26 protein-coding genes, 3 pseudogenes and 1 riboswitch are annotated in these 25,564 nt (G+C 56.8%); of the genes and pseudogenes, 16 read left to right on the forward strand and 13 right to left on the reverse strand.

The features are described 5' to 3' along the window. Positions 1-262 precede the first annotated feature (262 nt). Positions 263-764, forward strand: a pseudogene (locus tag QTO30_RS01875) (YbjN domain-containing protein). Positions 765-823: 59 nt separating this feature from the next. On the opposite strand, the gene QTO30_RS01880 reads toward QTO30_RS01875, so the two are convergent. Then, positions 824-1,675 (reverse strand): type IV pili methyl-accepting chemotaxis transducer N-terminal domain-containing protein, encoded by an 852-nt coding sequence (locus QTO30_RS01880; protein WP_340422134.1) that lies wholly within the window; start codon positions 1,673-1,675, stop codon positions 824-826. Between the two features lie 169 nt (positions 1,676-1,844). Between QTO30_RS01880 and QTO30_RS01885 the strand changes: the two genes are divergently transcribed. The 7 genes and pseudogenes from QTO30_RS01885 to QTO30_RS01915 all read left to right on the forward strand — a co-directional run bounded on the left by QTO30_RS01885 (position 1,845) and on the right by QTO30_RS01915 (position 7,313). Beyond that, positions 1,845-3,052, forward strand: a protein-coding gene (locus QTO30_RS01885; RefSeq protein ID WP_340422136.1) for an IS3 family transposase whose coding sequence is annotated in 2 segments (ribosomal slippage) — positions 1,845-2,169 and positions 2,169-3,052 — 1,209 coding nt in all. Because the reading frame shifts where the segments join, the coding sequence is not laid out codon by codon here. Positions 3,053-3,388: 336 nt separating this feature from the next. After that, positions 3,389-4,205: pseudogene (proC, locus tag QTO30_RS01890) on the forward strand (pyrroline-5-carboxylate reductase). Continuing rightward, the gene (locus QTO30_RS01895) at positions 4,198-4,536 is read left to right on the forward strand and encodes a tRNA-binding protein (protein ID WP_340422139.1); all 339 of its coding nucleotides are present in this window, start codon (positions 4,198-4,200) and stop codon (positions 4,534-4,536) included. Before proC ends, QTO30_RS01895 begins: the two are co-directional and overlap by 8 nt. Then, positions 4,533-5,483 carry a 2-hydroxyacid dehydrogenase gene (locus QTO30_RS01900; RefSeq protein ID WP_340422141.1) on the forward strand — a complete coding sequence of 317 codons (951 nt, stop codon included), beginning with the start codon at positions 4,533-4,535 and terminating at the stop codon, positions 5,481-5,483. The genes QTO30_RS01895 and QTO30_RS01900 overlap by 4 nt, the downstream gene beginning before the upstream one ends. Before the next feature lie 96 nt (positions 5,484-5,579). Beyond that, positions 5,580-6,320, forward strand: coding sequence for a leishmanolysin-related zinc metalloendopeptidase (locus tag QTO30_RS01905; protein ID WP_340422142.1), 741 nt, complete (start codon positions 5,580-5,582; stop codon positions 6,318-6,320). Positions 6,321-6,391: 71 nt separating this feature from the next. Then, the gene (locus tag QTO30_RS01910) at positions 6,392-6,751 is read left to right on the forward strand and encodes a hypothetical protein (RefSeq protein WP_340422144.1); all 360 of its coding nucleotides are present in this window, start codon (positions 6,392-6,394) and stop codon (positions 6,749-6,751) included. 64 nt (positions 6,752-6,815) lie between these two features. Further along, positions 6,816-7,313 (forward strand): copper chaperone PCu(A)C, encoded by a 498-nt coding sequence (locus QTO30_RS01915; RefSeq protein WP_340422145.1) that lies wholly within the window; start codon positions 6,816-6,818, stop codon positions 7,311-7,313. A gap of 60 nt (positions 7,314-7,373) precedes the next feature. Here QTO30_RS01915 and QTO30_RS01920 read toward each other — a convergent pair whose 3' ends face one another. Together QTO30_RS01920 and QTO30_RS01925 are read right to left on the reverse strand one after the other, a co-directional pair. Next, the gene (locus QTO30_RS01920) at positions 7,374-7,772 is read right to left on the reverse strand and encodes a hypothetical protein (RefSeq protein ID WP_340422146.1); all 399 of its coding nucleotides are present in this window, start codon (positions 7,770-7,772) and stop codon (positions 7,374-7,376) included. Next, the gene (locus QTO30_RS01925) at positions 7,769-8,971 is read right to left on the reverse strand and encodes a pyridoxal phosphate-dependent aminotransferase (RefSeq protein WP_340422147.1); all 1,203 of its coding nucleotides are present in this window, start codon (positions 8,969-8,971) and stop codon (positions 7,769-7,771) included. The genes QTO30_RS01920 and QTO30_RS01925 overlap by 4 nt, the downstream gene beginning before the upstream one ends. 79 nt (positions 8,972-9,050) lie before the next feature. Between QTO30_RS01925 and QTO30_RS01930 the strand changes: the two genes are divergently transcribed. The 3 genes from QTO30_RS01930 to QTO30_RS01940 all read left to right on the forward strand — a co-directional run bounded on the left by QTO30_RS01930 (position 9,051) and on the right by QTO30_RS01940 (position 10,319). After that, a complete protein-coding gene (locus tag QTO30_RS01930) occupies positions 9,051-9,431 on the forward strand; it encodes a helix-turn-helix domain-containing protein (protein WP_340422148.1) in 381 nt (126 codons plus the stop codon). 9 nt (positions 9,432-9,440) lie between these two features. Continuing rightward, positions 9,441-9,713, forward strand: coding sequence for a succinate dehydrogenase assembly factor 2 (locus QTO30_RS01935; RefSeq protein WP_340422149.1), 273 nt, complete (start codon positions 9,441-9,443; stop codon positions 9,711-9,713). An 84-nt stretch (positions 9,714-9,797) separates the two neighbouring features. Next, the gene (locus tag QTO30_RS01940; RefSeq protein WP_340422150.1) at positions 9,798-10,319 is read left to right on the forward strand and encodes a MarR family winged helix-turn-helix transcriptional regulator; all 522 of its coding nucleotides are present in this window, start codon (positions 9,798-9,800) and stop codon (positions 10,317-10,319) included. A 155-nt stretch (positions 10,320-10,474) separates the two neighbouring features. On the opposite strand, the gene QTO30_RS01945 is transcribed toward QTO30_RS01940, so the two are convergent. The 4 genes and pseudogenes from QTO30_RS01945 to QTO30_RS01965 form a co-directional block, all read right to left on the reverse strand. Next, the gene (locus tag QTO30_RS01945) at positions 10,475-11,179 is read right to left on the reverse strand and encodes a DUF1194 domain-containing protein (protein WP_340422151.1); all 705 of its coding nucleotides are present in this window, start codon (positions 11,177-11,179) and stop codon (positions 10,475-10,477) included. A 17-nt stretch (positions 11,180-11,196) separates the two neighbouring features. Then, positions 11,197-11,922, reverse strand: a complete 726-nt coding sequence (locus tag QTO30_RS01950) for a DUF1194 domain-containing protein (RefSeq protein WP_340422153.1) — start codon at positions 11,920-11,922, stop codon at positions 11,197-11,199. Continuing rightward, a pseudogene (locus QTO30_RS22010) lies at positions 11,919-12,526 on the reverse strand (DUF1194 domain-containing protein). Before QTO30_RS22010 ends, QTO30_RS01950 begins: the two are co-directional and overlap by 4 nt. Positions 12,527-12,606: 80 nt before the next feature. Next, positions 12,607-13,035 carry a VOC family protein gene (locus tag QTO30_RS01965; RefSeq protein ID WP_340422156.1) on the reverse strand — a complete coding sequence of 143 codons (429 nt, stop codon included), beginning with the start codon at positions 13,033-13,035 and terminating at the stop codon, positions 12,607-12,609. Between the two features lie 173 nt (positions 13,036-13,208). Then, positions 13,209-13,293, forward strand: a riboswitch (glycine riboswitch). 156 nt (positions 13,294-13,449) lie between these two features. Between QTO30_RS01965 and gcvT the strand changes: the two genes are divergently transcribed. The 3 genes from gcvT to gcvP are packed head-to-tail and all read left to right on the forward strand — an operon-like array spanning position 13,450 to position 17,807. After that, positions 13,450-14,574, forward strand: a complete 1,125-nt coding sequence (gene gcvT, locus QTO30_RS01970; protein WP_340422157.1) for a glycine cleavage system aminomethyltransferase GcvT — start codon at positions 13,450-13,452, stop codon at positions 14,572-14,574. 14 nt (positions 14,575-14,588) lie between these two features. Then, a complete protein-coding gene (gcvH, locus tag QTO30_RS01975; RefSeq protein ID WP_340422158.1) occupies positions 14,589-14,948 on the forward strand; it encodes a glycine cleavage system protein GcvH in 360 nt (119 codons plus the stop codon). A gap of 12 nt (positions 14,949-14,960) precedes the next feature. Then, positions 14,961-17,807, forward strand: a complete 2,847-nt coding sequence (gene gcvP / locus QTO30_RS01980) for an aminomethyl-transferring glycine dehydrogenase (protein ID WP_340422160.1) — start codon at positions 14,961-14,963, stop codon at positions 17,805-17,807. Positions 17,808-17,816: 9 nt separating this feature from the next. Here gcvP and QTO30_RS01985 read toward each other — a convergent pair whose 3' ends face one another. The 6 genes from QTO30_RS01985 to QTO30_RS02010 form a co-directional block, all read right to left on the reverse strand. Beyond that, positions 17,817-18,761 (reverse strand): XdhC family protein, encoded by a 945-nt coding sequence (locus tag QTO30_RS01985; protein ID WP_340422162.1) that lies wholly within the window; start codon positions 18,759-18,761, stop codon positions 17,817-17,819. Between the two features lie 94 nt (positions 18,762-18,855). Beyond that, positions 18,856-19,644 carry an FAD binding domain-containing protein gene (locus tag QTO30_RS01990; RefSeq protein ID WP_340422163.1) on the reverse strand — a complete coding sequence of 263 codons (789 nt, stop codon included), beginning with the start codon at positions 19,642-19,644 and terminating at the stop codon, positions 18,856-18,858. Positions 19,645-19,698: 54 nt separating this feature from the next. Further along, complete coding sequence (locus tag QTO30_RS01995; RefSeq protein WP_340422164.1) at positions 19,699-22,068, reverse strand: xanthine dehydrogenase family protein molybdopterin-binding subunit; 2,370 nt, start codon at positions 22,066-22,068, stop codon at positions 19,699-19,701. A 13-nt stretch (positions 22,069-22,081) separates the two neighbouring features. Then, complete coding sequence (locus QTO30_RS02000; protein ID WP_340422166.1) at positions 22,082-22,564, reverse strand: (2Fe-2S)-binding protein; 483 nt, start codon at positions 22,562-22,564, stop codon at positions 22,082-22,084. Between the two features lie 33 nt (positions 22,565-22,597). Then, a complete protein-coding gene (locus tag QTO30_RS02005) occupies positions 22,598-23,113 on the reverse strand; it encodes a CoxG family protein (protein WP_340422167.1) in 516 nt (171 codons plus the stop codon). 110 nt (positions 23,114-23,223) lie between these two features. Beyond that, the gene (locus QTO30_RS02010; RefSeq protein WP_445327122.1) at positions 23,224-24,210 is read right to left on the reverse strand and encodes a GAF domain-containing protein; all 987 of its coding nucleotides are present in this window, start codon (positions 24,208-24,210) and stop codon (positions 23,224-23,226) included. Positions 24,211-24,538: 328 nt separating this feature from the next. Here QTO30_RS02010 and QTO30_RS22015 point away from each other — a divergent pair, with 328 nt between their 5' ends. Both QTO30_RS22015 and QTO30_RS02020 read left to right on the forward strand, forming a co-directional pair. Beyond that, positions 24,539-24,931, forward strand: a complete 393-nt coding sequence (locus QTO30_RS22015; protein ID WP_445327171.1) for a hypothetical protein — start codon at positions 24,539-24,541, stop codon at positions 24,929-24,931. A 439-nt stretch (positions 24,932-25,370) separates the two neighbouring features. Beyond that, positions 25,371-25,544, forward strand: a complete 174-nt coding sequence (locus QTO30_RS02020; RefSeq protein ID WP_340422170.1) for a hypothetical protein — start codon at positions 25,371-25,373, stop codon at positions 25,542-25,544. Positions 25,545-25,564: the final 20 nt, after the last annotated feature.

A 25,564-nucleotide genomic window follows, 5' to 3' on the forward strand; every position in this document is an offset into this window, starting at 1 on the left:
AGTTGTTCCCCTGTCATAATTTCCGCTGTGTTCTATCAACGTGATCGCGAAGGCCTTACGCGGTTATGTGGGTGTGACGGAGTCCAAATATCCACAAAACCTTTGCGGCGTTCCATTTATCCCCAAGAAATTGCTTTACAGGTGCGCCGCGATTGGCCACGATATCTAGTAGGGGGAACGGTGAAGAACACCGCCCCTAGAGCAGGCACCTAGCGCTTGGGCACTGCCATGACCCATGCGCCAACGCAGTGAGGCCGAGCATATGGCATTGTCCGAACATTACCTTGAGGCTGATGATCTTCACCCGATTGATTTGGTGGAACACATCGCAGAACACCACGCGTGGGAGTTTGACCGCATCCACGATGACCAAATCGCAATGGCCGTCGAGGGCCAGTGGCGCACCTATTCGATCACGCTGGCGTGGTCTGCCTATGATGAGACGTTGCGATTGATTTGTACTTTTGAAATGGAGCCCCCAGCAGAACGGATCGACGCTTTATGAAACGCTGAATGTGATCAATGACCGTTGCTGGGCCGGGGCATTTACATGGTGGGATGAGCAGCAGTTGATGGTGTACCGCTATGGGCTGATGTTGACGGGTGATCAGGTTGCAGGACCGGATCAGATCGACACGATGATCGGTGCTGCCGTTGCGGCCTGTGAGCAGTACTATCCTGCGATCCAACTGGTGACCTGGGCGGATCGCAATGCCGAAGAAGCCGTGCAAGTCGCGATTGGTGGTGCCTACGGGCGGGCCTAAGGTTTGCTGAATAAAGCGAATGCAGCGCGAATGATCGATCTGCATTCACCGAAGTGGCGCTAAGAGTTCGGTCGTGCTGCGCCGGTATACATGCCCACCACGGTGTTCATATTGGACATCGTGATATTCAGCATCATGAACTTGCGGGCATGGTCGTCGTTATCAAGATCGCCTCCGGCCAAAACCTCAGTTGCGAAAGGCTTCACGGCATCCCAATCCTCAAGGACACCTGCCAGCCCAGCCGAAATCTCCGCAGTAGGTGGCGGACCTACACCCACAGACGGCATCCCAAATCGGAGAGCGTGGAGCGATGCCTCGAAGATGCGTGCTGTCTCCCCCAATGCTTCGAGCGTTTCAGCTATATGATGGGTGCCGGTAATGGTGCAGGTTTCCTTTGACATCTTCTGGGTTAGCATGCGTTGGCGGCCAGAAATGTCGATGAGCATCAATGACGCTCGTGTCGCGGCGTTTGGATTGGAGTATTGTTTGACCAGTTCTTCGACAACAAGCTGTGCCGCACTTAACACCGCAAGATTCTCGTTTAGAAGGTAGTTGATCGCGGCTTCACTTTCGGTTCCTGCGACAACCACATCAGCGGCTGCCTTAAATGGCCCCCAAAGCGCCCGAAGTTCGTGGATACGCGCAAGCGATTTGCGGCGCGTTTCGGGCATGATGATATTTAGATCCTCGTCCCCGAACTCCAACGCCGCCAGTATCTGCTCAAATTCTGCTGTAGCGCCTTCAAGAAGCGCGCGTGCACTTTCAACCGCAATGCCTCTGTCCAGATGGCAGGCCGCAGAGGGAATGCGCTGTGACAGCATTCTAAGCTCGCCGGAGAAGTTTATCCTCTCCTGTGCATTTTCTTCGATGGCTTCTGCAATCGGTACATTCTGGGGCGGGGACGCTTGCACGGATGCTGTCAGGGCGAGCAGAATAGCTTAGCGCCAAGACGGCAAGATATCTCGCTTTCGTTTTCATCATGAATCCTTTTAGGTCACACGCAATGTGAACTGGCCCCCATTTCGACCGGACATCTTGGCCTGACCAAGGAGGCTTAAGGATAGCCTTAAGCACATGCTCATGTCTGAGATTGAAATCATTACCGACGGTGGCCGCCGCCGTCGTTGGTCTGCGGCGGATAAGCTGCGGATCGTGGAAGAGACCATGTATGAGGGTGAGAGCATTTCCGCCGTTGCGCGTCGCAATGGCGTGGCCCCGAATCTTCTGTATCGTTGGCGCAAGCTCATGCTCGAAGGGGGAAGCATCGCCGTGGCAGAAGATGACAGCGTCACCGGCAACAAGACCGCGCGAGAGATGGAAACCCGCATCCGGGAACTCGAACGCCAGCTCGGGCGCAAGACGATGGAAGTCGAGATTCTGAAAGAGGCCCTCGACAAGTCACGGGCAAAAAAACCGACCTTGCTTGCGCAGTCGTTGAAACGGGACGATTTGCCATGAAGACCGTCGCTGATGTTTTGGGGGTCTCTCGTTCCAACCTGCACGACCGTGTGAGCGGGAGCGCAAAGCCGCGTCGGGGCTATCATAAAGCCCAAGACGCGGCGGTCCTGCCACGCATCCAGGCGCTTGTGGCGAAGCGCCCGACCTATGGCTATCGACGGATTACAGCACTGCTGAACCGAGAGCTGCGCACGCAGGGTTTACCGGCTGTTAACCATAAGCGCGTGTATCGCATCATGGAGCGCAACAACTTGCTGCTCCAGCGATCCGGCTTTGATCGACCCGAGCGAAACCACGATGGCAAAGTCATCATGATGCGCTCAAACCTGCGTTGGTGCAGCGATGGCCTGGAGTTCGCTTGCTGGAACGGCGACGTGATCCGCTTGGCGTTCCTCATCGATGCCCATGACCGCGAGATCATCTCATGGCGGGCCGTGGCGAATGCCGGGATCGGCGGGTCGGATGTGCGCGACATGCTGCTGGAAGCTGTGGAGAGCAGGTTCGGCACCCACCGTGCGTCGGAACAAGTCGAGGTTCTCTCCGACAACGGCAGCGCCTACACTGCGAGGGACACACGCATCTTTGCGCAACAACTGGGCCTGAAGTCCTGCTTCACGCCGGTGAAAAGCCCGCAATCCAACGGCATGTCGGAGGCTTTTGTGAAGACGCTCAAACGCGACTACGTCCGCGTGAAACCATTGCCAAACGCCGAAACCGTGCTGTCATTGATAGGAGACTGGATCGAAGACTATAACGAAAACCACCCACACAGCGGCCTGAAATGGAAATCGCCTCGCGAGTTCATCAGGGCCAAGACCGAAACCGCTTAGGTGTCCGGTGAAACAGGGGCTGGATCACAATGCGTGTGATGTGGTTACTTTTAACGGTGGCTTTGCGTCTGCTAAGGTGCAGATTTAAAATAATGTAATACTTGCAACGACGATATTGTGTTCAGCTTAGAGGTGAGGAAATTGATATTTTCTGGGTGGGATTCTGGCTAATGTTTGATAGGCGGTTTACCATGTTTAGATGCCTAATATTCGTGCGAAAATGTTCAAAAAAGTGGCGACTTGTCTCGGCCTGATCGGGCCATTGCCGAAAACGTATCTTCCCCCTTTCAGCGAGTTTGTTTAACCTGCTGGGAGTGATTTAAGAGGTGACTTTCCATGAATATGACTGATGTTGCAGAGCGCGGGCTGGTTTTGCTGGGATGCGGCAAAATGGGGTCTGCCATGCTGGAAGGATGGCTGCGCACGGGGCTGCCGCCTTTGTCAGTATCGGTGATTGATCCGAACCCCTCTGTTTGGCTTAAAGAGCAGGGTGTACAGATCGGGGGTAAGCTGCCCAAGGACCCCGCGGTGGCGATTGTTGCCGTCAAACCGCAGATGATGGACGACGCCTTGCCAGACCTCAAAGCGCTGGGCAATGGCAAGACGCTGGTGATCTCAATAGCGGCGGGCACACCGATTGCGACATTTGCAGATATACTTGGCCAAGAGACCCCGATCGTGCGGGCCATGCCGAATACGCCAGCCGCGATTGGCCGTGGGATCACGGCAATGGTTGGCAATGGCAAAGTGTCCACCGATCAGATGGACCTTGCCGAGGCGCTGCTGTTGTCCGTGGGCGATGTTGTGCGTCTTGACGGTGAGGAGCAGATGGATGTGGTTACTGCCGTGTCAGGCTCTGGCCCGGCCTATGTCTTTCACCTGATCGAAACCCTTGCGGCAGCCGGAATGGCCGAAGGTCTGCTTGGCTGACCTTGCCATGCAATTGGCCAAGGCGACCGTGGCCGGTGCCGGAGAGTTGGCCGAGCAAGACGATGTGACCCCCGCGCAATTGCGGGTCAATGTCACCTCGCCCAATGGCACCACCCAAGCCGCACTTGAGGTTTTGATGGACTTTGAGACCGGGTTCCCACCGCTTTTGCGCCGCGCTGTTGCAGCTGCTGCCAAACGGTCACGCGAGCTGGCAAATGGGTGAGATCAGTTTCGATGATTTTCTGAAGGTTGATGTGCGCGTCGGGACCGTGTTGCGCGCCGAACCCTATCCGGAGGCGCGCAAGCCTGCGATCAAACTATGGATCGATTTTGGCGATGAGATTGGCGAGAAGAAAACATCGGCGCAGATCACCGCGCACTATCAGCCAGAGGCACTTGTTGGGCGTCAGGTTATGGCGGTTGTGAATTTTCCACCGCGTCAAATTGGAAAATTCATGTCCGAGGTGCTGGTCCTTGGCATGCCGGATGAGACTGGCGAGGTCGTTTTAGTTGGCCCTGACCATACCGTGCCGATTGGGGGGCGTTTGCATTGAAGAAGAAACTGCTGATCACCCGCCGTTTGCCGGATGCCAATCTGGCGGCGGCGCGTGCGCGATACGATGTCACGTTACGTGATACGGCTGATGGCCTGACCGTGACCGAGGCTGCGGCAGCTTTGCGTGACTATGATGCGATTTTGCCAACCTTGGGTGATCAGTTCACGGCTGACGCCTTTGGCGATGACATCCGCTGCGGGGTGCTGGCCAATTTTGGTGTCGGCTACAACCATATTGACGCGGTGGCAGCGGCCAAAGCAGGTGTCGCCGTGTCAAACACGCCTGACGTTGTGACAGACGCCACCGCTGATATTGGTCTTACGTTAATCCTGTCAACGTGTCGTCGTGCCGGAGAGGGTGAACGGTTGGTTCGCGCCGATCAATGGGATGGCTGGGGGCCCACGCAGATGTTGGGCACCCATGTCACAGGCAAGACTGTCGGCATCGTCGGTATGGGTCGCATTGGGCAGGCCGTCGCGCGCCGTTGCCATTTCGGATTTGAGATGCCGGTGAAGTACTATAATCGCTCACAAAAGCCCGTTGAATTTCCGGCAGAGCAAGTGGCGACGTTGACTGAATTGATGGGTACTTGCGACATCATCGTCGTCACGGTGCCCGGCGGGGGCGGAAACACACATCTGATTGACGCGAATGCACTGGCCGCAATGAGGCCCGAGGGCATCTTCGTCAATATCGCGCGCGGCGATGTGGTTGATGAGGATGCGTTGATTGCCGCCTTGCAATCGGGGCAGATTGCGGGCGCGGGGCTGGACGTCTTTGCCAGCGAACCCATCGTGCCCGATGCCTTTCGTGCGATGGAAAACGTTGTGCTGCTCCCACATCTGGGGACAGCCGCGTTGGAGGTGCGCGAGGCGATGGGCCAGATGGCGCTTGATAACATCATCGCCTGGGATGAAGGCAGGCCTCTGCCGCAAGTCGTCTAGCTTTCTGGCGAGAACCTGCCCGCACATTCATGGCGGCGGTCAGTTTTTGGGCGCAGGTGTCATTAGGGCTAATCTGTGTATCAAAGGAGAATGCGCATGATTACGCTCGACTTTATTGGTGACATGTCCGCCGCGCGCCGCGCGGTTTTTGAAGCTGCCGCCCGCAGGTGGGACCGTGCCTTGAACACTGGCTTTGATCCTTTGGACGTGGATGGTGATCGGCTGACTGGCCTTGCAATCGAGGCAAACATTGCGCCGATTGACGGTGCGGCCGGAGTGTTGGGGCAGGCCGGGCCGACGGTCTTGCGCGAAGATACCGGGTTGCCTGTTAAAGGGGTGATGCAATTTGATGATGCTGATATCACGCGATTAGAGGCCGAGGGTAGTTTTGCTGATGTGATCCTGCATGAGATGGCCCATGTTCTGGGTTTCGGCACGTTATGGACGTTTAACGGTTTGATCGCCGCCAGCGGTACGAATGATCCGCGTTTTACCGGGCCTGCTGCAGCACGCGAGTTTGCGGCGCTTCTGCCGGATGGCGGCCCTTTTGTGCCCATCGCCAATACCGGCGGGGCGGGGACGCGCGAAGGACATTGGCGCGAGTTGATTTTCGGTGATGAGTTGTTGACAGGATTCTTGTCAGGTGCGAACCGCCCGCTCAGCCGGATGTCCATCGCGTCGTTCGAAGATCTTGGCTATGAGGTCGACTATAACGCCGCAGACCCATTTACCCTGCCCAGTTTCCGACAGTTGGCCCTGATGGGCCTGACCGAGGCAGTGCGCATCTGTGATCTGTGTCGTGTTGACAGGCCGGTTCCACGCACCGTGCCTTGCTAGATTGAAATGACGTTGTGCCGCAGATTTCGGGTCTGGTGCGGCGCAATTGCGCGGTCTATATAAGGATCAATATGCGCCATTTGATGACATCCTTTGCACGTCTTCTTGTTGTTCTCGCCGTCGCTGTGGCGATGACAGGGTCAAGCTTTGCGCATCGCGGGGCACCGGCCGATGTTGACGACAGCCTTCTTGCCTATGTGGCGGCGGGTGGTTCACTCGATGACCTTTGTGGTCAGCCGGGCTTTGGTGGTGGTGGTGAAACCTGCGACGCCTGCCGATTGGTTGATGTGGCTGTTGTGGCTGCCAATACCACGGTACGGTTGTCTGAAATCGCCGTTACCTTGCATCAACGGATGGGCGCAATTCCTGCCCTGAGGGTGGCACAGACGGCAAATCCCGCCTGTCCGGTGCGTGCGCCCCCGGTTGCGTGATCCTTTCTTACCCGAACTGATCAAATCTACGCGGCCTCAAGCTGGCCCACACCGGAGACCTAATATGAAACTGATGTCCTATGCAGCTGTTGCTGCTCTTTTTACCTTTGCGACCACGGCAACTGCACATGAATACAAAGTTGGCGATCTTGTCGTTGATCACCCGATGGCCTTTGAAACGGCCCAAACCGCGCAGACGGCTGGTGGGTTCATGACCATCACCAATACGGGCAGCGCGGATGACCGCCTCATTGCCGTTGAGGCGGATTTCCCGCGCATCGAAATCCACACCACCGAGATGGATGGCGATGTCGCACGGATGATGCATTTGGAAGACGGGATCGTGGTACCTGCTGGTGAGAGCGTTACGTTGCAACCTGGCGGGTTGCATGTGATGTTCATGGGCCTCGGGGGTGATCCCTTTGAAGTGGATGAAGAAGTTCCCGCCACGCTGGTCTTTGAAGAGGCCGGTCGTCTGGATGTGATCTTCCATGTCGAGGAACGCAAGATGGACGGACACGGTGAGATGGACCACGGTGAGATGGACCATAGCGGCCACTGATCTGCAAAACGGGCAGGGCGGCGAAATGCCTGCTTGCCCGTTTTCATCTGCCTGCGGCCCTTAGCTCTTGGTGACTCGATCTGATTTCTTGCGCACCAACACGCTGCGCAGATCATGCATCGCCATCAAAAGATCGTCTGTAATCTCTTCCAGCTGAGCATCGCTGGCTTTCGCCTGTGCCCATTGTGCGGTCAGGTTCAAATGGTCAATTGCGCGATGGATATCGTCCATATCCCGTGCCGCCAATACCGCCAGCCGCGATTGCAGCCAATCATTGATGACCGTCTCTTCCTCGGGGCTTAGCGTGTTGTCGCCCTGGGCTTTGAAATCCCCCCGGTTCGTGTTCACGACCGCGATCTGATCCATTTCGATCCGCCGCTCGCGGTTTTCCGTGTTGATGCGAAAAACCGCTGCACCGTTGTCACGAATGCGAAAGTAAAGCTCTGGTAGGTCCGTCATGCCAACCCTTCGCAAAACGTGATAATCCGCTGACAGGCCTCCTTCAGCGCCTCATCCGAGGTGGCATAGCTGACGCGAAAGTTAGGGCTAAGGCCGAACGCGGCCCCAAAGACGACCGCAACGCCGGTTTCTTCCAGTAGTGCGGTGGCGAAGACCTCGTCATTGTCGATGACCGTGCCTGCGGCGGTGGTTTTGCCAATGCAGCCAGCAATGGAAGGGTAGACATAGAACGCACCCTCGGGCTTTGGGCAGACAATACCAGGCGCCTTGTTCAGCATCGAGACCACCAGATCACGCCTTCGTTCGAAAAGGGCATTGTTCGGTGCCAGAAAATCCTGCGTCCCGTTCAAGGCCTCAACGGCGGCATTCTGGCTGACTGAGCAGGGGTTGGATGTCGATTGCGACTGGACCTTGCGCATCGCCTTGATCAGCATCTCTGGCCCTGCGGCATACCCAATCCGCCAGCCGGTCATCGCATAGGCTTTTGACACGCCGTTAACGGTGAGTGTCCGGTCATAGAGTTGCGGTTCCACCTGGGTAGGCGTGCAGAACTTGAAATTCCCATAGGCCAGGTGTTCGTACATATCATCGGTCATGATCCAGACATGCGGATGGCGCAGCAGCACATCTGTCAGGTCTTTCAACTCTGACCAGCTATAGCCCGCACCTGTTGGGTTGGAGGGCGAGTTAAACAGAAACCACTTGGTCTTTGGCGTGATCGCGGCCTCCAACTGCGCCGCAGTGATCTTGAAGTTCGCTTCAAGCGTAGCTTCGACCGTTACGGGTGTGCCACCGGCCAGCAGCACCATATCGGGGTAGCTGACCCAATAGGGGGCGGGAATAATCACTTCGTCACCGGGGTTCAGTGTCGCCATGAAGGCGTTGTAGAGGACCTGTTTGCCACCGGTGCCGACGGTGACTTGCGCTGGCTCATAGGCCAGATCATTGTCGCGTTTGAACTTGGCGCAAATCGCTTCTTTCAGTTCTGGAATGCCATCGACGGCTGTATATTTCGTCTTGCCAGCGGCAATTGCTGCGACGGCGGCGTCTTTGATATTTTGAGGTGTGTCAAAATCAGGCTCGCCCGCGCCCAACCCAATCACATCGCGGCCCGCTGCCTTGAGTTCCGCAGCTTTTGTCGTCACAGTGATCGTGGGGGACGGTTTGACGCGGTTGAGTGTCGCGGAGAGAAAGGTCATTTGGTGATCCGATGGTAAAAAGGCAATGCTTGTGACATAGAACGCTCATGGGTTGAATAGCAAGAGAATGAAGGATGACATGATGGCGCAAGATCAGGACTGGTATGGCGCCGATACGGCGACCTTCGGTGATCGTTTGGCAGGTGCACGTGATGCAGCAGGCCTTGATCAAAAGGGTCTGGCAGACAAGCTGGGTGTCAAACTGGCCGTTATTCAGGCTTGGGAAGATGACCTCAAGGAACCCCGAGCAAACCGCTTGCAAATGGTTTCCGGGATTGTAGGTGTGTCGATGAGCTGGCTTCTGACTGGCGAAGGTGATGGCCCCGAAGCGCCTGAAGACGATGTCCCAATGAACGGTGATTTGGTGGATCTACTGGCCGAGATGCGCGCACTGCGGGGGCAAATCGCGCAATCTGGTGAGAAACTGGGTGGCTGGAAAAGCGGTTGCGCACGGCGCTAAAGGACTAGCATGACCGAGCCTCATGACACCAAGATCAAACGCCTGCGTATGCGGTCGATGCGGCGTGGCATCAAGGAAATGGATTTGATCCTGCAAGCCTTTGCAGAGGCGCATCTGCATGGGTTTTCGGATGAGGCGCTGGCGCTTTACGATCAGCTTTTGTCAGAGAATGATCACGACATCTATGGCTGGATCGGTGGGCAGTTTCCCACACCTGCGCAGTATCTTGATCTTGTAACACAGATTGCCAGTAAGGCCGAAGGTGTCACGCGTCCTGACTGATTAGGCCCAAAATTGTGGCTTAACTGATTATTTTTTGTTTCATTTTATCGTCTGGTCGCGGACGGATAATGGAGCAATGAAATAATGAGCATTCACCCTGACCTGGATCAACCAGAAACGCCCGACGTGCTGCCTGCGCGCAGTGCGGCTTTTATGAGCAGTTATCTTGATGCGCTCAATCTGGTGGAACGTCTTCACCGACTTTTACTTGATGTCATCAAAGATGAATTTGAACGGGTCGGGTTGCTTGAGATCAATGCGGTACAGGCTCTCTTGCTTTTCAACGTCGGTGACAACGAAGTCACAGCAGGCGAGTTGAAATCGCGTGGCTATTATCAAGGCTCGAATGTGTCTTACAACCTGAAGAAATTGGTTGAATCGGGATATATGCACCATGAACGCAGCGAGATTGACCGCCGGTCTGTGCGGGTGCGCCTGACTGAAAAAGGACGCGGCGTGCATATTTTGGTCACGCGGCTGTTTCGCACCCACTCTGAAGGGCTGATGGACCGGGGGGTGCTGGATCAGCAAGGTGTTGAAGACATCACCGTCGCCCTGCGCCGGGTTGAGCGGTATTGGACCGAACAAATCCGCTATATTTACTGATTTACTTTAAAGTAAGAAAAATTGTTTTTACTTGGGTTGCGCAGGAGGAAAATGCGCAAAAGTTTGTTAGAAACAAAGAAGTTAGTAACGAGGATAACGGTTAAGATGGGCTGGTGCGCTGGAGTACCGGCCCATTTCTTGTGAAGATGGTATCATCAGCGGCTTTGCCCAAGCGGCAGGTCCGCTTGCCCGACGACCAAACTTGCGAGTTCGCGCATCAGTTTGCGTTCCATCGCAGCGGCATAATCTTCAAAACCCAAGGCGACCTCGACAAAGGATCCTGATCCGCGAATAACGTTGGATCTGAAGTAAGACGAAAGCTCTTTGATGTCGGCGAAGTGTTCATCGTCGCCGCGTAAGTTCCCTGAGCCAATCACCAATCCATTCACGACCACGCCGGTGGGGGTGTGATTTTCGCTGATATCTTGCGGGCGTGGTCCAGTGTTTGATTGCCCGTCACCGGAAAGATCAAGCGTGCGCTTCCAGCAGTCGGGTCGTTGGCGCAGAAAGGTAAAACCAGCCAAAAGCGCGGAGCCGATTGCAGTGGTAGGCGCTGCCGGGCGGCGCTGATGGTTGCGCAACGCCGTTGTGACCGCAGAGAGATCTGCGGGGCTGGTGATTGAGGTCCAGGGGATGATGACGGTTTGGCTTTGCGGCCCGCTCCATTCGTAGACCAACAGGTGCACGGGCGCTTGGGTCTGCGCGATAAGCATCTGCCGCACACGCGTGCTGCTCAGCGCGGTCGCCAGCCCGTCCAGCTGCAAGCGGTATTCGACGCTATCGACGGATTCCGACACATCCAGACCTAAGGCAAGGGCCTGTCGGCAGGCGGCCTCGGCAAGTGCTGGCAGTAACAGCATGAGTAAGGCTATGCGTATCACCCGCCGGAACCGCGGCCGGTCTCAACCCGTCCAACAGCCAAAGCCGTCAGTTCACGCAATAGTTTGCGTTCCATGGTCGCGGCATAGTCATCATAGTTTTCCGCGACTTCGACAAAGGCTACAGGCCCCCGGATGACGTTTTCACGGTAGTAGACTTCGAGATCAGCAAGGGCATTCCGGCTGACCTGATCGCCAAAAAAGTTGCCGGATCCCACCACCAGCCCATTCACGGTGACGCCAGAGGGCGTTTGTGTATCGGGGATGGTTTCAGGCAAAGGACCGGTATTGGTTTCCCCATCACCAGAGAGATCAAGTGTGCGGATCCAGCAATCGGGATGCTGCTCAAGATAAGAAAACCCGGCCAATAGCGCTGACCCGACCGCGGTAGTGGGCGCGGGGACGCCGCGCCTATGCGCACGCAGGCGTGCCGTCACAGTCGCCAGGTCAGTTGGCGTATTTAACGTGGTCCATGGCACGATGACGGTTTGGTTGATCGGCCCGCTCCATTCGAAGACATGAATGCGTACCGGTGCATCCGGCTGCAAGAACAGGATATCCATGATGACGGGCGCGTTCAGGGCCGTGATGACCCCTTCCAGTTGCAGGGTGTATTCGGATTGATCGACGGAACTGGACACATCCAAACCCAACGATATTGCCTGCCTGCAAGCGGCCTGCGCCATGACCGGCAAAAGCAGGAAAAGCAGGCAAAACCGGATCACCCCCGCACCTCCTGTCCGGTTGCGATACGCCCGATCATTTGCGTTGACAGCTCTCGCACCAGTTTGCGCCGCATCGCATTCTCAAAGTCTCGGAATCCGTGTGCCACTTCGACAAAGGCGGTGGGTCCCCGGATCACCTGCGTCTCATAGTAGGGCTGCACCGCAGCATCTGCGCCCGCGATCACCAAGCCGTTGACGATCACCCCATCGAAAGGAAAGGCAGCATAGGTAGCCGCTGCGGCGCGAAGCCGTCGTTGTTGATGCCATCTCCGGCGACGTCGATCGTTTGAAACAAGCACGCCGGTGCTTCTTTCAGTTTGATGGAGGCATAGCCCAATGCGTAACCTATGGCCGTGGGCATGTCGTTGATACTGCGTTTGCTTTGGGTCAAAGTATTGGCAGCCAGAAAGAGGTCGGCGGGCGTTCTGATCAGCGTCCAATCCAGCAAGTCAGTTTGATTGCGCTGCCCGCTCCATTCAAAAATCTGAATGGCAACGGGTTCAGGTGCAGAAAAGAACGCTGCTTCGACTTCGGGCGCGCGCAGGGCAGCAGCCAAGCCATAGCGTTGCAGTTGGTCTTCCTCAGCGTCGACCGAGGATGACACGTCAAGTGCCAAGACCAAAGCAAGGCGGCAAGCCTCAACCGGAGCCGCCGCCAAGCAAAGACTGCAGAGAAGCCAAGCTCTTACCAATGCCCGGTATTTTCCATGCTTGCCCAAGGCTCAGCCGAGGGTAGATCATCGCCTTCCTGCAGCAGCTCGATCGAGATGTTATCGGGAGAACGCACAAATGCCATATGTCCGTCGCGCGGTGGGCGGTTGATGGTCACGCCGTTGTCCATCAGGTGCTGACAGGTCTCATAGATATTCGACACACGGTAGGCGAGGTGGCCGAAATGACGGCTATCATCTGGCAGGGCATCATCGCCATCCCAGTTATAAGTCAGCTCGACCGGGCAGTCTTCTTGCCCCGGAGGTGCCATGAAAACAAGCGTGAACCGTCCGCCTTCATGATCAAATCGTCGGGTTTCTTTCAGGCCCAGCAAAGCATAAAAGGCCATGGATTTTTCTAGGTCTTTTACGCGGACCATCGTGTGCAGGTATTTGAGGGACATCAGGCTCTCCAGTCGGTTGGCATTCACTATAGCCTAGCCGTTCGAGCGTGACAGTAAATGCCCGATTGGGCATTGTCGTGATCTCAACGCTGACACGGGTTAACGCGTTTTTGAGTGTTTTCGTTCAGATATGGCTTGCCACGGCGGGCCCGTTTCCGATACGAAACAAATACATCTTGATGTTGGGAGAACCAGACAACTGGTGCCGAAGGAGCAACTGCCTCGGAAACTCTCAGGCCGCAGGACCAGCGTCAGGATACAAACACTCTGGAGAGTGGTGCTTTGCGCACCCGCCGAAGGGATAGCGATCTCAGGCAAGTGGACAGAGGAGGCACCGAAGCGCAGGTTTAGCTTGGCGCAAAGAAGGTGCCGCTTGATTTGATGCAAGTCTTGTCGGCTGAAGAAAGGCAAGACATGGCTGATCTGCACAAAACACCGCTTCATGCATTGCACGTGTCGTTGGGGGCCAAGATGGTTCCGTTCGCTTACTACGAGATGCCTGTGCAATACCCCCTCGGTGTGATGAAGGAACATTTGCACACCCGTGCCAAGGCGGGCCTATTTGACGTCAGCCATATGGGGCAGGTTGTTGTGCAGGGCGCAAGCTATGCCGACGCTGCCAAAGGGTTGGAGCGGCTCATACCCGTCGATATCCTTGGTCTTTCAGTGGGGCGTCAGCGCTACGGTTTCTTCACCAATGCAGCCGGTGGGATCGCAGACGATCTGATGCTGGCGAACCGTGGTGATTATGTCTTTTTGGTTGTCAACGCGGCCTGCAAAGCGGCTGACATCGCCCATATGCAAGCGACACTTGCGCCAGAACTGAGGGTCACGGAAATCACTGATCGTGCGCTGCTGGCATTACAGGGTCCCGCCGCTGAAGCGGTGTTAAGCGCATTGGATGCACGTGCTGCGGATATGGCATTCATGGATGTCGCAACACTTGACCTGTTGGGGGTTGCGGCGTGGGTGTCGCGGTCTGGGTATACCGGCGAGGACGGATACGAGATTTCGGTCCCGGCGGATGATGCCCCAAGGGTCGCACAGGCGCTGCTAGATCATGCGGATGTCGAACCAATCGGTCTTGGCGCGCGCGACAGCCTGCGGCTGGAGGCCGGGCTTTGCCTCTATGGCCATGACATTGATGAGACGACATCGCCGGTTGAGGCCGCTTTGACCTGGGCCATTCAGAAGGTGCGCCGCCGCGGTGGGGGCCGCGCTGGCGGGTTTCCGGGTGCAGATCACATTCTGGCCCAGCTTCAGGATGGGGTGATGCGCAAGCGTGTCGGGCTGCGGCCTGATGGCCGCGCACCGATGCGTGAAGGCGTCACGCTTTACGCTGATGAGAATGCAACTGACCCTATCGGCACGATTACCTCTGGCGGGTTTGGCCCCACGATCGGCGGGCCCATGGCGATGGGCTATGTCACGGCCGAACATACCGACATCGGCACCTGCGTTTATGGCGAGTTGCGCGGTAAGCGCCAGCCTTTGACCGTCACCAAATTGCCGTTCACACCAGCCAACTTCAAACGATAAAAGGGAGAAACACCATGAAATACACTGAAGAACACGAATGGCTGCGCGCCGAGGGCGACGCATATGTTGTCGGTATTACCGAGCATGCAACGACACAACTGGGTGATCTGGTCTTTGTTGAACTGCCCGAGGTCGGTGCAACAGTTGCCAAAGATGATGAGATCGTCGTGATCGAAAGTGTCAAAGCTGCCTCTGATATTATGGCCCCCGTAGACGGCGAGATTGTTGAAGTGAATACGGCACTTGCCGATGATCCCAGCCTTGCCAATAGCGATGCCATGGGTGCGGGGTGGTTCTTTAAGATCAAACCGTCTGATCCCTCGCAACTGGACAGCATGATGGATGAAGCTGCTTATAACGCGATGATTGCCTAAGGAACCTGACCGATGACTTTCACGCCAACTGACTATTTGCCCTATGATTTTGCCAATCGCTTTAAGCACATTGGCCCATCACCCGCTGAAATGGACGAGATGTTGCAGGTGATTGGGGCGAAAGATATTGATGCGCTGATCGACGATACGCTGCCTGCTAAGATCTGTCAGAAGACACCGTTAGACTTTGGCAAACCCAAGTCAGAGCGTGAACTGTTGCATCATATGCGTGTCACTGCGTCCAAGAACAAGGTACTGACATCGTTGATCGGGCAGGGGTATCACGGCACGGTCACACCGCCTGCGATACAGCGGAACATCCTTGAAAACCCGGCGTGGTATACCGCCTACACCCCATATCAGCCCGAAATCAGCCAGGGCTGGCTTGAAGCGCTGCTGAATTTTCAGACAATGGTGTCCGATCTGACGGGCCTTGAAATCGCAAACGCATCCTTGCTAGACGAGGCGACGGCCTGCGCCGAGGCAATGACGATGGCGCAGCGGGTCAGCAAGTCGAAGGCGACAGGGTTCTTTGTTGATGAAAACTGTCATCCGCAGAACATCGCGGTGATGAAAACGCGGGCGGCACCACTGGGGATCGAGATCACAGTTGGCAATCCTGATGACCTTGATGCCGAAGCCGTGTTTGGCGCGATCTTTCAGTATCCGGGCACATATGGCCACCTGCGCGATTTCACCGATCACATTTCCAAGCTGCACGAGAGCAAAGCCATTGGCATCATCTCGGCTGATCCGCTGTCACTGACGCTGTTGAAAGAACCCGGTGCCATGGGCGCCGATATCGCTGTCGGCACAACGCAACGCTTTGGCGTGCCTGTCGGCTATGGGGGCCCTCATGCTGGCTATATGGCGACAAAATCCACCTATGCCCGCAACATGCCGGGCCGTATTGTAGGCGTGTCTATCGACAGTCATGGCAACCGGGCTTACCGTTTATCACTGCAAACCCGCGAGCAGCATATCAGGCGCGAAAAAGCGACGTCGAATGTCTGTACGGCGCAGGCTTTGCTGGCCGTCATGGCGGGCTTCTACGCCGTCTTTCATGGGCCAGAGGGATTACGGGCGATCGCCCAGCGTATTCACCGCAAGACCGCCCGTTTGGCGGAAGGTCTGAAGCAGGGTGGTTTCGATGTGCGTCCAGCGACTTTCTTTGACACGATCACCGTGGATGTGGGCCCATTGCAATCCGCCGTGATGAAATCTGCCGTGGACGAGGGGATTAACCTGCGCGCTGTGGGCAAAACTGCTGTCGGGATTACGCTGGATGAACGCACCCGCCCTGCGACGATCGAGAAAGTCTGGCGCGCCTTTGGCATCACACGCCAGGACAAGGACTATACCCCCCACTACAACATGCCGGACAAGCTGATCCGGACCAGTGATTTCCTGACCCATCCGGTGTTCCACATGAACCGGGCCGAGACCGAAATGATGCGCTACATGCGCAGGCTTGCGGACCGTGATCTTGCGCTGGACCGTGCGATGATCCCACTGGGCTCTTGCACGATGAAGCTGAATTCTGCGGCCGAGATGATGCCCGTTAGCTGGCGCGAGTTTTCCTTGCTGCATCCGTTTTGCCCCAAAGATCAGGCGCTGGGTTACGCTGAAATGATCGACGATCTGTCGGCCAAACTCTGCGATGTGACGGGCTATGACGCGATCTCGATGCAGCCGAATTCTGGCGCGCAGGGCGAATATGCCGGGCTGTTGTCTATCGCCAGATACCACCAGACAAACGGGGAAGGGCAACGCGACATCTGCCTGATCCCGATGAGCGCACATGGCACGAACCCTGCTTCTGCGCAAATGGTCGGCTGGAAGGTTGTTCCGGTGAAGTCAGCCGAGAATGGTGATATTGATCTTGATGATTTCAAGGCCAAGGCGGCCGAGCACAAAGATCGTCTGGCCGCCTGTATGATCACCTACCCATCAACCCATGGCGTGTTCGAGGAAACCGTGATCGACGTTTGCCAGATCACCCATGATGCAGGCGGTCAGGTCTATATCGATGGGGCCAATATGAATGCGATGGTTGGCCTCAGCCGCCCCGGGGATCTGGGGGGTGACGTCAGCCACCTAAATCTGCACAAGACATTCTGCATTCCACATGGTGGCGGTGGCCCCGGCATGGGCCCGATTGGCGTGAAGCGGCATCTGATTGCACATTTGCCGGGTGATCCGAACGAAGGGGAAGGGGCGGTCAGTGCGGCGCCATATGGTTCGCCTTCACTTCTGCCGATTTCCTGGGCTTACTGTCTGATGATGGGTGGTGAGGGTCTGACGCAGGCGACGCGCGTGGCGATCCTGAATGCCAATTACATCGCCAAACGCCTCGAAGGTGCCTTTGATGTGCTTTATAAAGGGCCAACGGGCCGTGTCGCACATGAATGCATCATCGACACCCGGCCTTTTGCCGATAGTGCCAATGTCACCGTGGATGATATCGCGAAACGGTTGTCTGATTGCGGGTTCCACGCGCCGACGATGTCATGGCCAGTCGCGGGCACATTGATGGTTGAGCCGACAGAATCCGAGAATAAAGCGGAGCTGGACCGCTTTTGTGATGCGATGCTGGGCATTCGTGCAGAGATCAAGGCCATCGAAGATGGGGTGATGGATGCAGAAAATAACCCGCTCAAGAACGCACCGCATACAATGGAGGACTTGGTCAAAGGCTGGGATCGTCCTTATAGCCGTGAAACGGGGTGTTTCCCGGCGGGTGCTTTCCGCGTCGATAAGTACTGGCCGCCGGTCAACCGGGTCGACAACGTCTGGGGTGATCGCAACCTGACCTGCACCTGCCCACCGATGGAGGATTATGCGCAGGCCGCAGAGTAACGCCGTTCGTCAGGTTTTCGGCCTTTGCATCGCAACGGCAAGGATTTCCGAAAGAACCGAAACGGCAAGGGTGCCCGCGTCGCGTGCAGAGGGTATCAGCCCCACCGGACCGCGCAATCTTGCGATATCGGCGGGCGATACCCCCATCTGCGCAAGCGTCGTATGTCGCTTGTCGCGGGCACGTTGGCTCCCTTGTGATCCGATATAGAACGCATTGGTCTGCACCGCCTCTTTCAGGATCGGCGGTTCCCAGTCATGGTCATGAAAGAACAGCACGATTGCAGTGCGGTCATCTGTTTGCAGGCCTTTGGGAAAGCCATGCTGCGTCATATGTCGCGTAGGGCATCCAGCCCCGACACCAGCCTGCAAGGTCTCACTATCTGGTGAAAGCAGCAGGTTTGGATAGCCCGCCGATTGGACCAGCGCGGCAAAAGTGCTGGCTTCCGGCCCTTTTCCAAAAACCAAGAAACGGATTGCGGGGTCAAAGCGCACCGACAGTTTTTGCCCAATACGGCCTGTTTCGGCAGGTTTTTGCAAGGTGATCGCGCCGCTGTCGATATTGATGGTCAGGCTACAGTCTTCCCGCGCCGCTTGCCGCAGCGCGATTTGGCCGAGCGCCTCTTTATCCGGATTTGGCACCAGCAGGATATCAAGGCCCCCACCACAAGGCAGTTCGATATCGACAAAGGGCGACCCCTGACCATAGCGGATCATTCTAGGGGCACCTGTCGCGAGCACGTCGCCCGCGTGTAAGGCAATGTCGGCCTCGATACAGCCGGACGACAAAGTGCCAACCCGGCTGCCATCCGCCATCACAGCCATCATCGCCCCAAGCGGGCGATAGGACGGCCCTTCGACCCCTGCAATGACGGCCAGAACACTTGGCCCCCGCGCATCAAGGATCGCGCGGACCGGATCTGCACCAGTGGGTGCGTGATTGAAGGCTGTGTTCATAGATGCGGTTCCTGCCCTGTCGTGCGTGGTGTCGTCAATGGGCGGATGGGGACCACGACGGTGTTCCGTCGTGGTCTTTCTTCAACAGGGGGTGTTAGCCGCAGGCGGCGATGGCCCGGCGGGTCAGGACCCCAACCAGATGGGCGCGATACGCACCTGTTCCATGCAGGTCAGTAATCATGTCATCGGCGTTGCCGGACATGCCCGCGATCGCGCCTTCCGAAAAATCGCCATTCAGCGCTGTTTCGGCCTCCGACCAGCGGTAGACGCCATTATTGGATGCTCCGGTGACAGCCACGCGGACCCCATCGGCGGTCTTTGCGACAAAGACCCCCACCAGCGCAAAGCGTGACGCGGGCTGTTCGAACTTCTGATAGTTGGCTTTTTCCGGCACCGGGAAACTGACCGATGTGATGATCTCGCCTTCGTCGAGCGCGGTTTCAAACATACCCTGAAAGTAGTCGTCCGCCGCGATGTCGCGTTTGTTTGTTGTGATCGTGGCACCCGATCCCAATGCGCCCGCCGGATAGCAGGCAGCCGGGTCATTGTTGGCCAATGAGCCACCGATGGTCCCGCGATTGCGCACAGCTGGATCGCCGATATTGCCTGCCAGACCAGCAAGGCCAGGGAAAAGGCCCGCCGTCGCGGCGGCGACCTCGGCATGGGTTGTGGCACCGCCGACGGTCACTGTGTCACCGTCTGCACGCACGCCGACCATCTCCGCGACGCCGGTCATGCTGACCAGCACCTCGGGTGAGGCCAGGCGCTGTTTCATGGTTGGCAACAGGGTCTGCCCGCCACCGAGTGCTTGCGCACCTTCGACCGCCATCGCATTGGCGGCCTCTGCCACTGTTTTGGGTTTCGCAAATTCAAAATTATACATCTATTTCTCCTCTCTGGTGGGTGGGGCGGGCGTGCCACCCCACCGCTATCCAGATCATCCGTTCATCGCTTCCCAGACACGCGCGGGGGATACCGGCATATCGATGTGTTCCACGTCATGGCCACCGCGCTGCAACGCGTCGACCACGGCATTGACCACCGTAGGGGGTGATCCGATGGCACCTGCCTCACCACAGCCCTTTACCCCGATGGGGTTATGGGTGCAGCGCGTGGCATGGCTGTGATCGACCACGAAGCTGGGCAAATCATCGGCGCGCGGCATGGCATAATCCATGAGTGAGCCGGACAGAAGTTGCCCATTCTCATCATAGATCCCATGCTCCAACAGCGCCTGCCCAATCCCTTGGGCCAGCCCACCTTGGACCTGTCCGGTCACGATCATCGGATTGACGACATTGCCGAAGTCATCCATCGCGACCATTGAGCAGATGTCGACCTTGCCAGTGTCCGGATCAACCTCGACCTCGCAGGCATAGGCGCCGGATGGGTAGGTGAAGTTGGCCGGATCGTAGAAGGCGGTTTCCTCTAACCCTGGTTCGATGTCCTCAATCGGGAAATCGTGCGGGATATAAGCCTTCAGCGCGACATCTCCGAAGTTGACCTTCTTGTTGGTGCCTTTGACTGAAAATGCCCCATCTTCGAAGTCAACGTTCTCTGGTTTGTCCTCCATCATATGGGCGGCGATCAGTGTCGCCTTCTTGATGATCTTCTCAGTCGCCCGGAACACGGCAGAACCACAAACAGCAAGACTGCGCGACCCATAGGTGCCCATGCCGAATGGGATTTTTGAGGTGTCGCCATGGACGATCTCTACCGACATCGGGTCAACACCCAGCATATCCGCCACGACCTGCGGGAAAGCCGTCTCGTGTCCTTGCCCGTGACTGTGTGCGCCGACCATGACCGAGATATTGCCGGTGGCATTCACCCGTACCGTGGCCGCATCATAAAGGCCAACGCGAGAGCCAAGGACGCCTACAAGGTTGGATGGCGCAATCCCGCAAGCCTCGATATAGCTGTTAATACCCAGACCACGCAGCTTACCGTTCTTGGCGCTTTCAGCGCGGCGGGCTTCAAACCCTGCGATATCGGCACGTTTTTCCAGCCCATCCATCAGCGCATCATAGTTGCCGCTGTCGTATTCAAGACCAGCGGCTGAGGCGAAAGGATATTGATCAGGCTTGACGAAGTTCTTGCGCCTGATTTCAACAGGGTTGATGCCCAACTCACGCGCGGCTTTGTCGATGACACGCTCAAGGCTGAAGGTCGCTTCTGGCCGTCCCGCGCCGCGATAGGCGTCGACCGGGGCCGTATTGGTGAACACGGCTTTGACGTTCACATAGACGTTGGGAACGGTATAGTTACCCGCCATCAGCGTGCCATGCAGGAAGGTCGGCGTCGCGGTCGAGAAGTTCGACAGATAAGCGCCGACATTCGCCATCGTTTCGGTCCGGAAGGCGATGAAGGTGCCGTCCTTTTCACAGGCCAGCTCGATCTTGGTTACATGGTCGCGACCATGGGCATCCGAAAGGAACGCCTCGGTCCGGGTCGAGGTCCATTTGACCGGGCGGTTCAGCTTTTTCGCGGCCGCCAACACCAGTGCCTCTTCACCGTAGTGATAGATTTTGGACCCAAAGCCGCCGCCGACGTCGGGTGCGTGCACGGTCAGCTTGTTCTCGGGGATACCCATCACAAAGGCACTGATCAAAAGCCGCGTCAGATGCGGGTTTTGCGAGGTTGTCGTCAGCTTGTAGTCGCCCGTGCCGGGGTCATACTCACCAATCGAACAGCGTGGTTCCATCGCATTGGGCACCAAGCGGTTGTTGACCAATTCCAGCGTTGTCACATGCGGCGCATTCTTGATGGCCTCATCTGTCGCAGCGCGGTTGTCTTCGATCCAGCCCCAGTCGAAACACTGGTTTGTGCCGATTTCATCATGGACCAGCGTAGTGCTGTTGGCCAATGCGTCGGCCATGTCGATCACGGCGTCGAGCTCATCAATATCCGCATCCAGTGCCTCAACCGCATCCATCGCCTGTTCCAGCGTCTCTGCGACTACTGCGGCATAGGCGTCGCCAACATGACGCACTTTGCCATGGGCCAAAACGGGCCGCTTGGGTTCTTTCATCGGCTCGCCATCGCGGCTGTTGATCAGCCAACCTGCCGGGTTGCCGCCGACTTCGGCAAAATCCTCGCCCGTAAACACAGCCACAACGCCGGGCATGTCGGCGGCTGCCGATGTGTCGATGCTGTTGATTTTGCCATTGGCCACGGTCGAGCGCGCAAAGGCGCAATAGGTGGTCTTGGCGGGGGTGTAGTCGTCAGTGTACTTGCCACGTCCTGTCAGGAAACGCACGTCTTCACGGCGTTTGGTGGCGTGACCCATTCCTCCGTCTGCTGCCATATCCTTGTCCTCCCTATTCTGCCGCAATGGCGGCTGATTGACCGCTTGCTGCCATGATTGCGTTGACGATGCCCTGATATCCGGTGCAGCGGCAGATATTGCCTTCCAGATAGTCGCGAATTTCGGCCTCGGTCGGTTTTGGATTTTCTTTCAAAAGGGCTGCGGCACTCATGATCATGCCGGGGGTGCAAAAGCCGCATTGCAAGCCGTGGTGATCCTGAAACGCCTGCTGGATCACGTTCAGCGATCCATCGACATGGGCCTGGCCCTCAATGGTGTCCACATCGGCCCCGTCGGCTTCGACCGCGAACATCGTGCAGGCTTTTACGGCCTTGCCGTTGACATGCACGACACATGCGCCGCATTGGCTGGTGTCGCAGCCGATATGGGTGCCGGTCAAACCAAGCTCCTCGCGCAGAGCGGCAGAGAGCACCGTTCGGTTCTCGACCTCTGCCGAGACGGACGCCCCGTTCACATTCATTGTTATTGTTGGCATATCTTCCTCCCATAAGATTGCCGGATTGATGCGTTAGCCTAACATGCGCCCAATCCAGCCCTTTTTCGGTTTCTCGTCTTCTTCGTCGGTTTCATCGGTTTCAGCAGGGTCCTCCAACCCGTCCTGAAACCGCTCAAAGAATTGATCTGCGAGTTTCTTGGTAAAGCCATCGATGATGCGGCTGCCCAGTTGCGCTAGTTTGCCGCCAACCTTGGCCTCTACGTCATAGGTGAGCAGGGTGCCGCCATCGTCGGTATCGGCAAAACTGACTTTCGCGGCGCCCTTGGCAAAACCGGCCGGGCCGCCCTTGCCTTGGCCCGTTAGGGTGAGGCTTTCGCCCTCTACAATGTCCGAGATTTCGACCGCACCCTTGAAGGTCGCCTTCACGGGACCGACCTTTTGCACCACGATGGCTTCAAACCCATCCGCGACGGATCCCGACAGCTCTTGGCAACCTGGAATACAAGTCTTCAAAACCTCTGGATCGAGGATGGCAGCCCAGACGGCTGAGCGTGGCGCGGCGATATCCCTGGCGTCGGCTAGGTTCATGGGTTTTCCTACAGTCTTCTGCAAGCAGTTGAACAAGGATTGTAGCACTTGTGAAGCCGGTGGCACGGATTTGCAGCCCGCGCCTGTCTCAGAACTGAGACAAGCGTGCCTTAGCTGTTGATACCAAGGCCTTTCATACGGCGGTAAAGGGTTGCTCGGGACACCCCAAGTTCTCTTGCTGCAAGGCTGACGTTCTGGTTAGCGCGAATCAAAGCCCGTATCACCGCCGCACGCTGTGCGCGTTCAAATCCTTTGGATTTGTTATCCCGTCCGATCAGGTCTCCAAGCGGCACAGGCTTGAGGCTGCCCTCGGATTGTAAATCAAACGCGCGCCGTGCGGCACGGGTCGCCCCAATCACAATATCATCTGAATCCGTCGCCAAGAGCGAGACCCCGTCGGTGGCGTCGTTCACCATGATCACGCGTGCGGAACTGAATTTGTCTTGAAAGTTGTCTGCCTCGATGCTGCGCGCTGTCTGACGCACCAATGCCGCGATCATACCATTCATCGTTTCGGTCTGGTCTGCCCTTGCTGACGACACATCCAATGCTGCGACGATATCTCCCTCTGCGCCATAGACCGGCGCGTCGATGCAGCTCATGGCGATATTGCTGGCCATAAAATGCTGATCGCGGTGGATCACAACCTCGCGGCGTTCTGTCAAACAGGTGCCGATCCCGTTGGTCCCTTGGGTTGCTTCGCTCCAGTCGGCACCAGCGTCAAGCCCCCAATTTCTGAAGGTTGGCATGTCTGCGTCCGTGATACGGTGGTCAATGACGATGCCTTGATTGTCGGTTAGTACAACGCCACAACCCGAACTTCCCACCAGCGCGAAGAGTTGGTCAAGTTTGGGCTGGGCAACGGCCGCAACGCGTCCAAGCGCCTGCCTGCGTTGGGCAATACTTTCATCAGGCAGGTATTCCGCCGCGCGCTGTTCGGCCGGATCAAGCCCGTGGTTGATCATTGAGCGGCGCCAGGATGCGGCCAGCCATGATCGCGCAGCAGCGGCACGGGAGTCGACGGTTTGTGCGACCTTGTCGATATGCGAACTGAATGATGCGATTAGACAGATACCCCCCGTAGATATTGTTACCATACAATGATTGTCTCGCAGCGCAAATTTTCCAGCGCTGGGTCCGTCGTTTTACTCAGATGGGTGGTGTGCATCCTGATCTGGGACGCTGAAGAAAAGAAGCGGCGGGAACATGCAAGACAGTAAGGCGCACTTCAGCGGGCCTTTGCCTGCCGCTCCAGCGCTGCGGGGCAGCCTGATGTGACGCATGGTTTGACCGGCACAATCAATGGTCAGTTACGGGGCCTCAAAAATGGCCTAGGGATAGGATAATCAGCGCAATAGCGTTATGGTGGGCGACCCCGGAATCTTGATGGTTACTGGCGGCTTCCTTCTGTCCGCTTACGATCACATGAAGGGGCAGAGCCAAGACCGCGACAAACTACGGAAGCTGCGCGAAGAGACTTTCACTGGCGTGGACATTGTCGATGAGGTCGTTCGATTGAGCGCAATGAACCTGTATCTGCATGGAGTCGGGGACGGTGTCAGTCCAGTACATCAAGGCGATGCGCTTTCTGGTGACCCCGGTGATCGCTATAAGGTGATCTTGACCAACAGACAACGTAGCCACCTGTTTCAGGGAACTCCCAACCAAGGTCCTCGCATAGCCGCTGCAAGGCCGCTCTGTCATCGTACTCTTCAACGGACCGTAGATCGGGCTCGAAGGCACCGACCTCGACGTAACCGGCTCCTATGCGTTGCATCTCCTTCTGAATGTGGGCGAAGGATGCATTGGCTTCGCTGACGACATCAGGCAGTTCGTCCAGCCATTGCGCGATGCCGTGAACAGTGGTTTCCATGGTCCACTCCCCGATGCAGTCCGCAAAGAACAGGCTTTCGAGGTCCAGAAGCATCGCCCGAGCCTGTAGGTGTCTGGCAATTGCGCAGAGCGGGGAGGATGGCTCAGAGGCTCCGTCAGTGAGGTTGATCTTGTCGTATAGTGTTTCGAACTCAGGGATATGCAGTCGCTTCTTGAGGGCCTTGAGAACGCGCTTCGTGGCTTCAACCTCCCGGCACAGGTACGGCATCCTTAAAGGTCTTCAGGATTGCTCATGACCAACGATATGTATCGGTCAGAGAAGATGCTTTTCGCCAATGCCCGCTGAAGGCGTCCATTTTTTGACGTTAGTCTTTGGTGTTCGATGGTATCTCGATTGATACGCCGCGTCTGATTGCTGTTCTTCATGGTCCTGGACGTGATCGCGGACATCCAGATCAGACTGTCGGGACTGATCGGGGTATCAGCGATCAAGCTGCTGAGTTTGTCGTGTCAGACAGGCCATCAGAAGGACACAGAACATGCGTTCTGGTCTGACATGCTGAACCAGGCTGACGGTGTATTTACTGTCGGAGGGTGAGAACGCGCCTCTTACGGTCG

The organism is Yoonia sp. GPGPB17 (assembly GCF_037892195.1).
Classification (GTDB): domain Bacteria; phylum Pseudomonadota; class Alphaproteobacteria; order Rhodobacterales; family Rhodobacteraceae; genus Yoonia.

Bases quoted from the DNA above. Each gene is read 5' to 3' on its own strand.
- QTO30_RS01895 (WP_340422139.1), top strand. From the start codon at position 4,198: ATGGGTGAGATCAGTTTCGATGATTTTCTGAAGGTTGATGTGCGCGTC.
- QTO30_RS01905 (WP_340422142.1), top strand. From the start codon at position 5,580: ATGATTACGCTCGACTTTATTGGTGACATGTCCGCCGCGCGCCGCGCG.
- QTO30_RS01910 (WP_340422144.1), top strand. From the start codon at position 6,392: ATGCGCCATTTGATGACATCCTTTGCACGTCTTCTTGTTGTTCTCGCC.
- QTO30_RS01915 (WP_340422145.1), top strand. From the start codon at position 6,816: ATGAAACTGATGTCCTATGCAGCTGTTGCTGCTCTTTTTACCTTTGCG.
- QTO30_RS01920 (WP_340422146.1), bottom strand. From the start codon at position 7,772: ATGACGGACCTACCAGAGCTTTACTTTCGCATTCGTGACAACGGTGCA.
- QTO30_RS01925 (WP_340422147.1), bottom strand. From the start codon at position 8,971: ATGACCTTTCTCTCCGCGACACTCAACCGCGTCAAACCGTCCCCCACG.
- QTO30_RS01930 (WP_340422148.1), top strand. From the start codon at position 9,051: ATGATGGCGCAAGATCAGGACTGGTATGGCGCCGATACGGCGACCTTC.
- QTO30_RS01935 (WP_340422149.1), top strand. From the start codon at position 9,441: ATGACCGAGCCTCATGACACCAAGATCAAACGCCTGCGTATGCGGTCG.
- QTO30_RS01940 (WP_340422150.1), top strand. From the start codon at position 9,798: ATGAGCATTCACCCTGACCTGGATCAACCAGAAACGCCCGACGTGCTG.
- QTO30_RS01945 (WP_340422151.1), bottom strand. From the start codon at position 11,179: ATGCTGTTACTGCCAGCACTTGCCGAGGCCGCCTGCCGACAGGCCCTT.
- QTO30_RS01965 (WP_340422156.1), bottom strand. From the start codon at position 13,035: ATGTCCCTCAAATACCTGCACACGATGGTCCGCGTAAAAGACCTAGAA.
- gcvT (WP_340422157.1), top strand. From the start codon at position 13,450: ATGGCTGATCTGCACAAAACACCGCTTCATGCATTGCACGTGTCGTTG.
- gcvH (WP_340422158.1), top strand. From the start codon at position 14,589: ATGAAATACACTGAAGAACACGAATGGCTGCGCGCCGAGGGCGACGCA.
- gcvP (WP_340422160.1), top strand. From the start codon at position 14,961: ATGACTTTCACGCCAACTGACTATTTGCCCTATGATTTTGCCAATCGC.
- QTO30_RS01985 (WP_340422162.1), bottom strand. From the start codon at position 18,761: ATGAACACAGCCTTCAATCACGCACCCACTGGTGCAGATCCGGTCCGC.
- QTO30_RS01990 (WP_340422163.1), bottom strand. From the start codon at position 19,644: ATGTATAATTTTGAATTTGCGAAACCCAAAACAGTGGCAGAGGCCGCC.
- QTO30_RS01995 (WP_340422164.1), bottom strand. From the start codon at position 22,068: ATGGCAGCAGACGGAGGAATGGGTCACGCCACCAAACGCCGTGAAGAC.
- QTO30_RS02000 (WP_340422166.1), bottom strand. From the start codon at position 22,564: ATGCCAACAATAACAATGAATGTGAACGGGGCGTCCGTCTCGGCAGAG.
- QTO30_RS02005 (WP_340422167.1), bottom strand. From the start codon at position 23,113: ATGAACCTAGCCGACGCCAGGGATATCGCCGCGCCACGCTCAGCCGTC.
- QTO30_RS02010 (WP_445327122.1), bottom strand. From the start codon at position 24,210: ATGGTAACAATATCTACGGGGGGTATCTGTCTAATCGCATCATTCAGT.
- QTO30_RS22015 (WP_445327171.1), top strand. From the start codon at position 24,539: ATGAAGGGGCAGAGCCAAGACCGCGACAAACTACGGAAGCTGCGCGAA.
- QTO30_RS02020 (WP_340422170.1), top strand. From the start codon at position 25,371: ATGGTCCTGGACGTGATCGCGGACATCCAGATCAGACTGTCGGGACTG.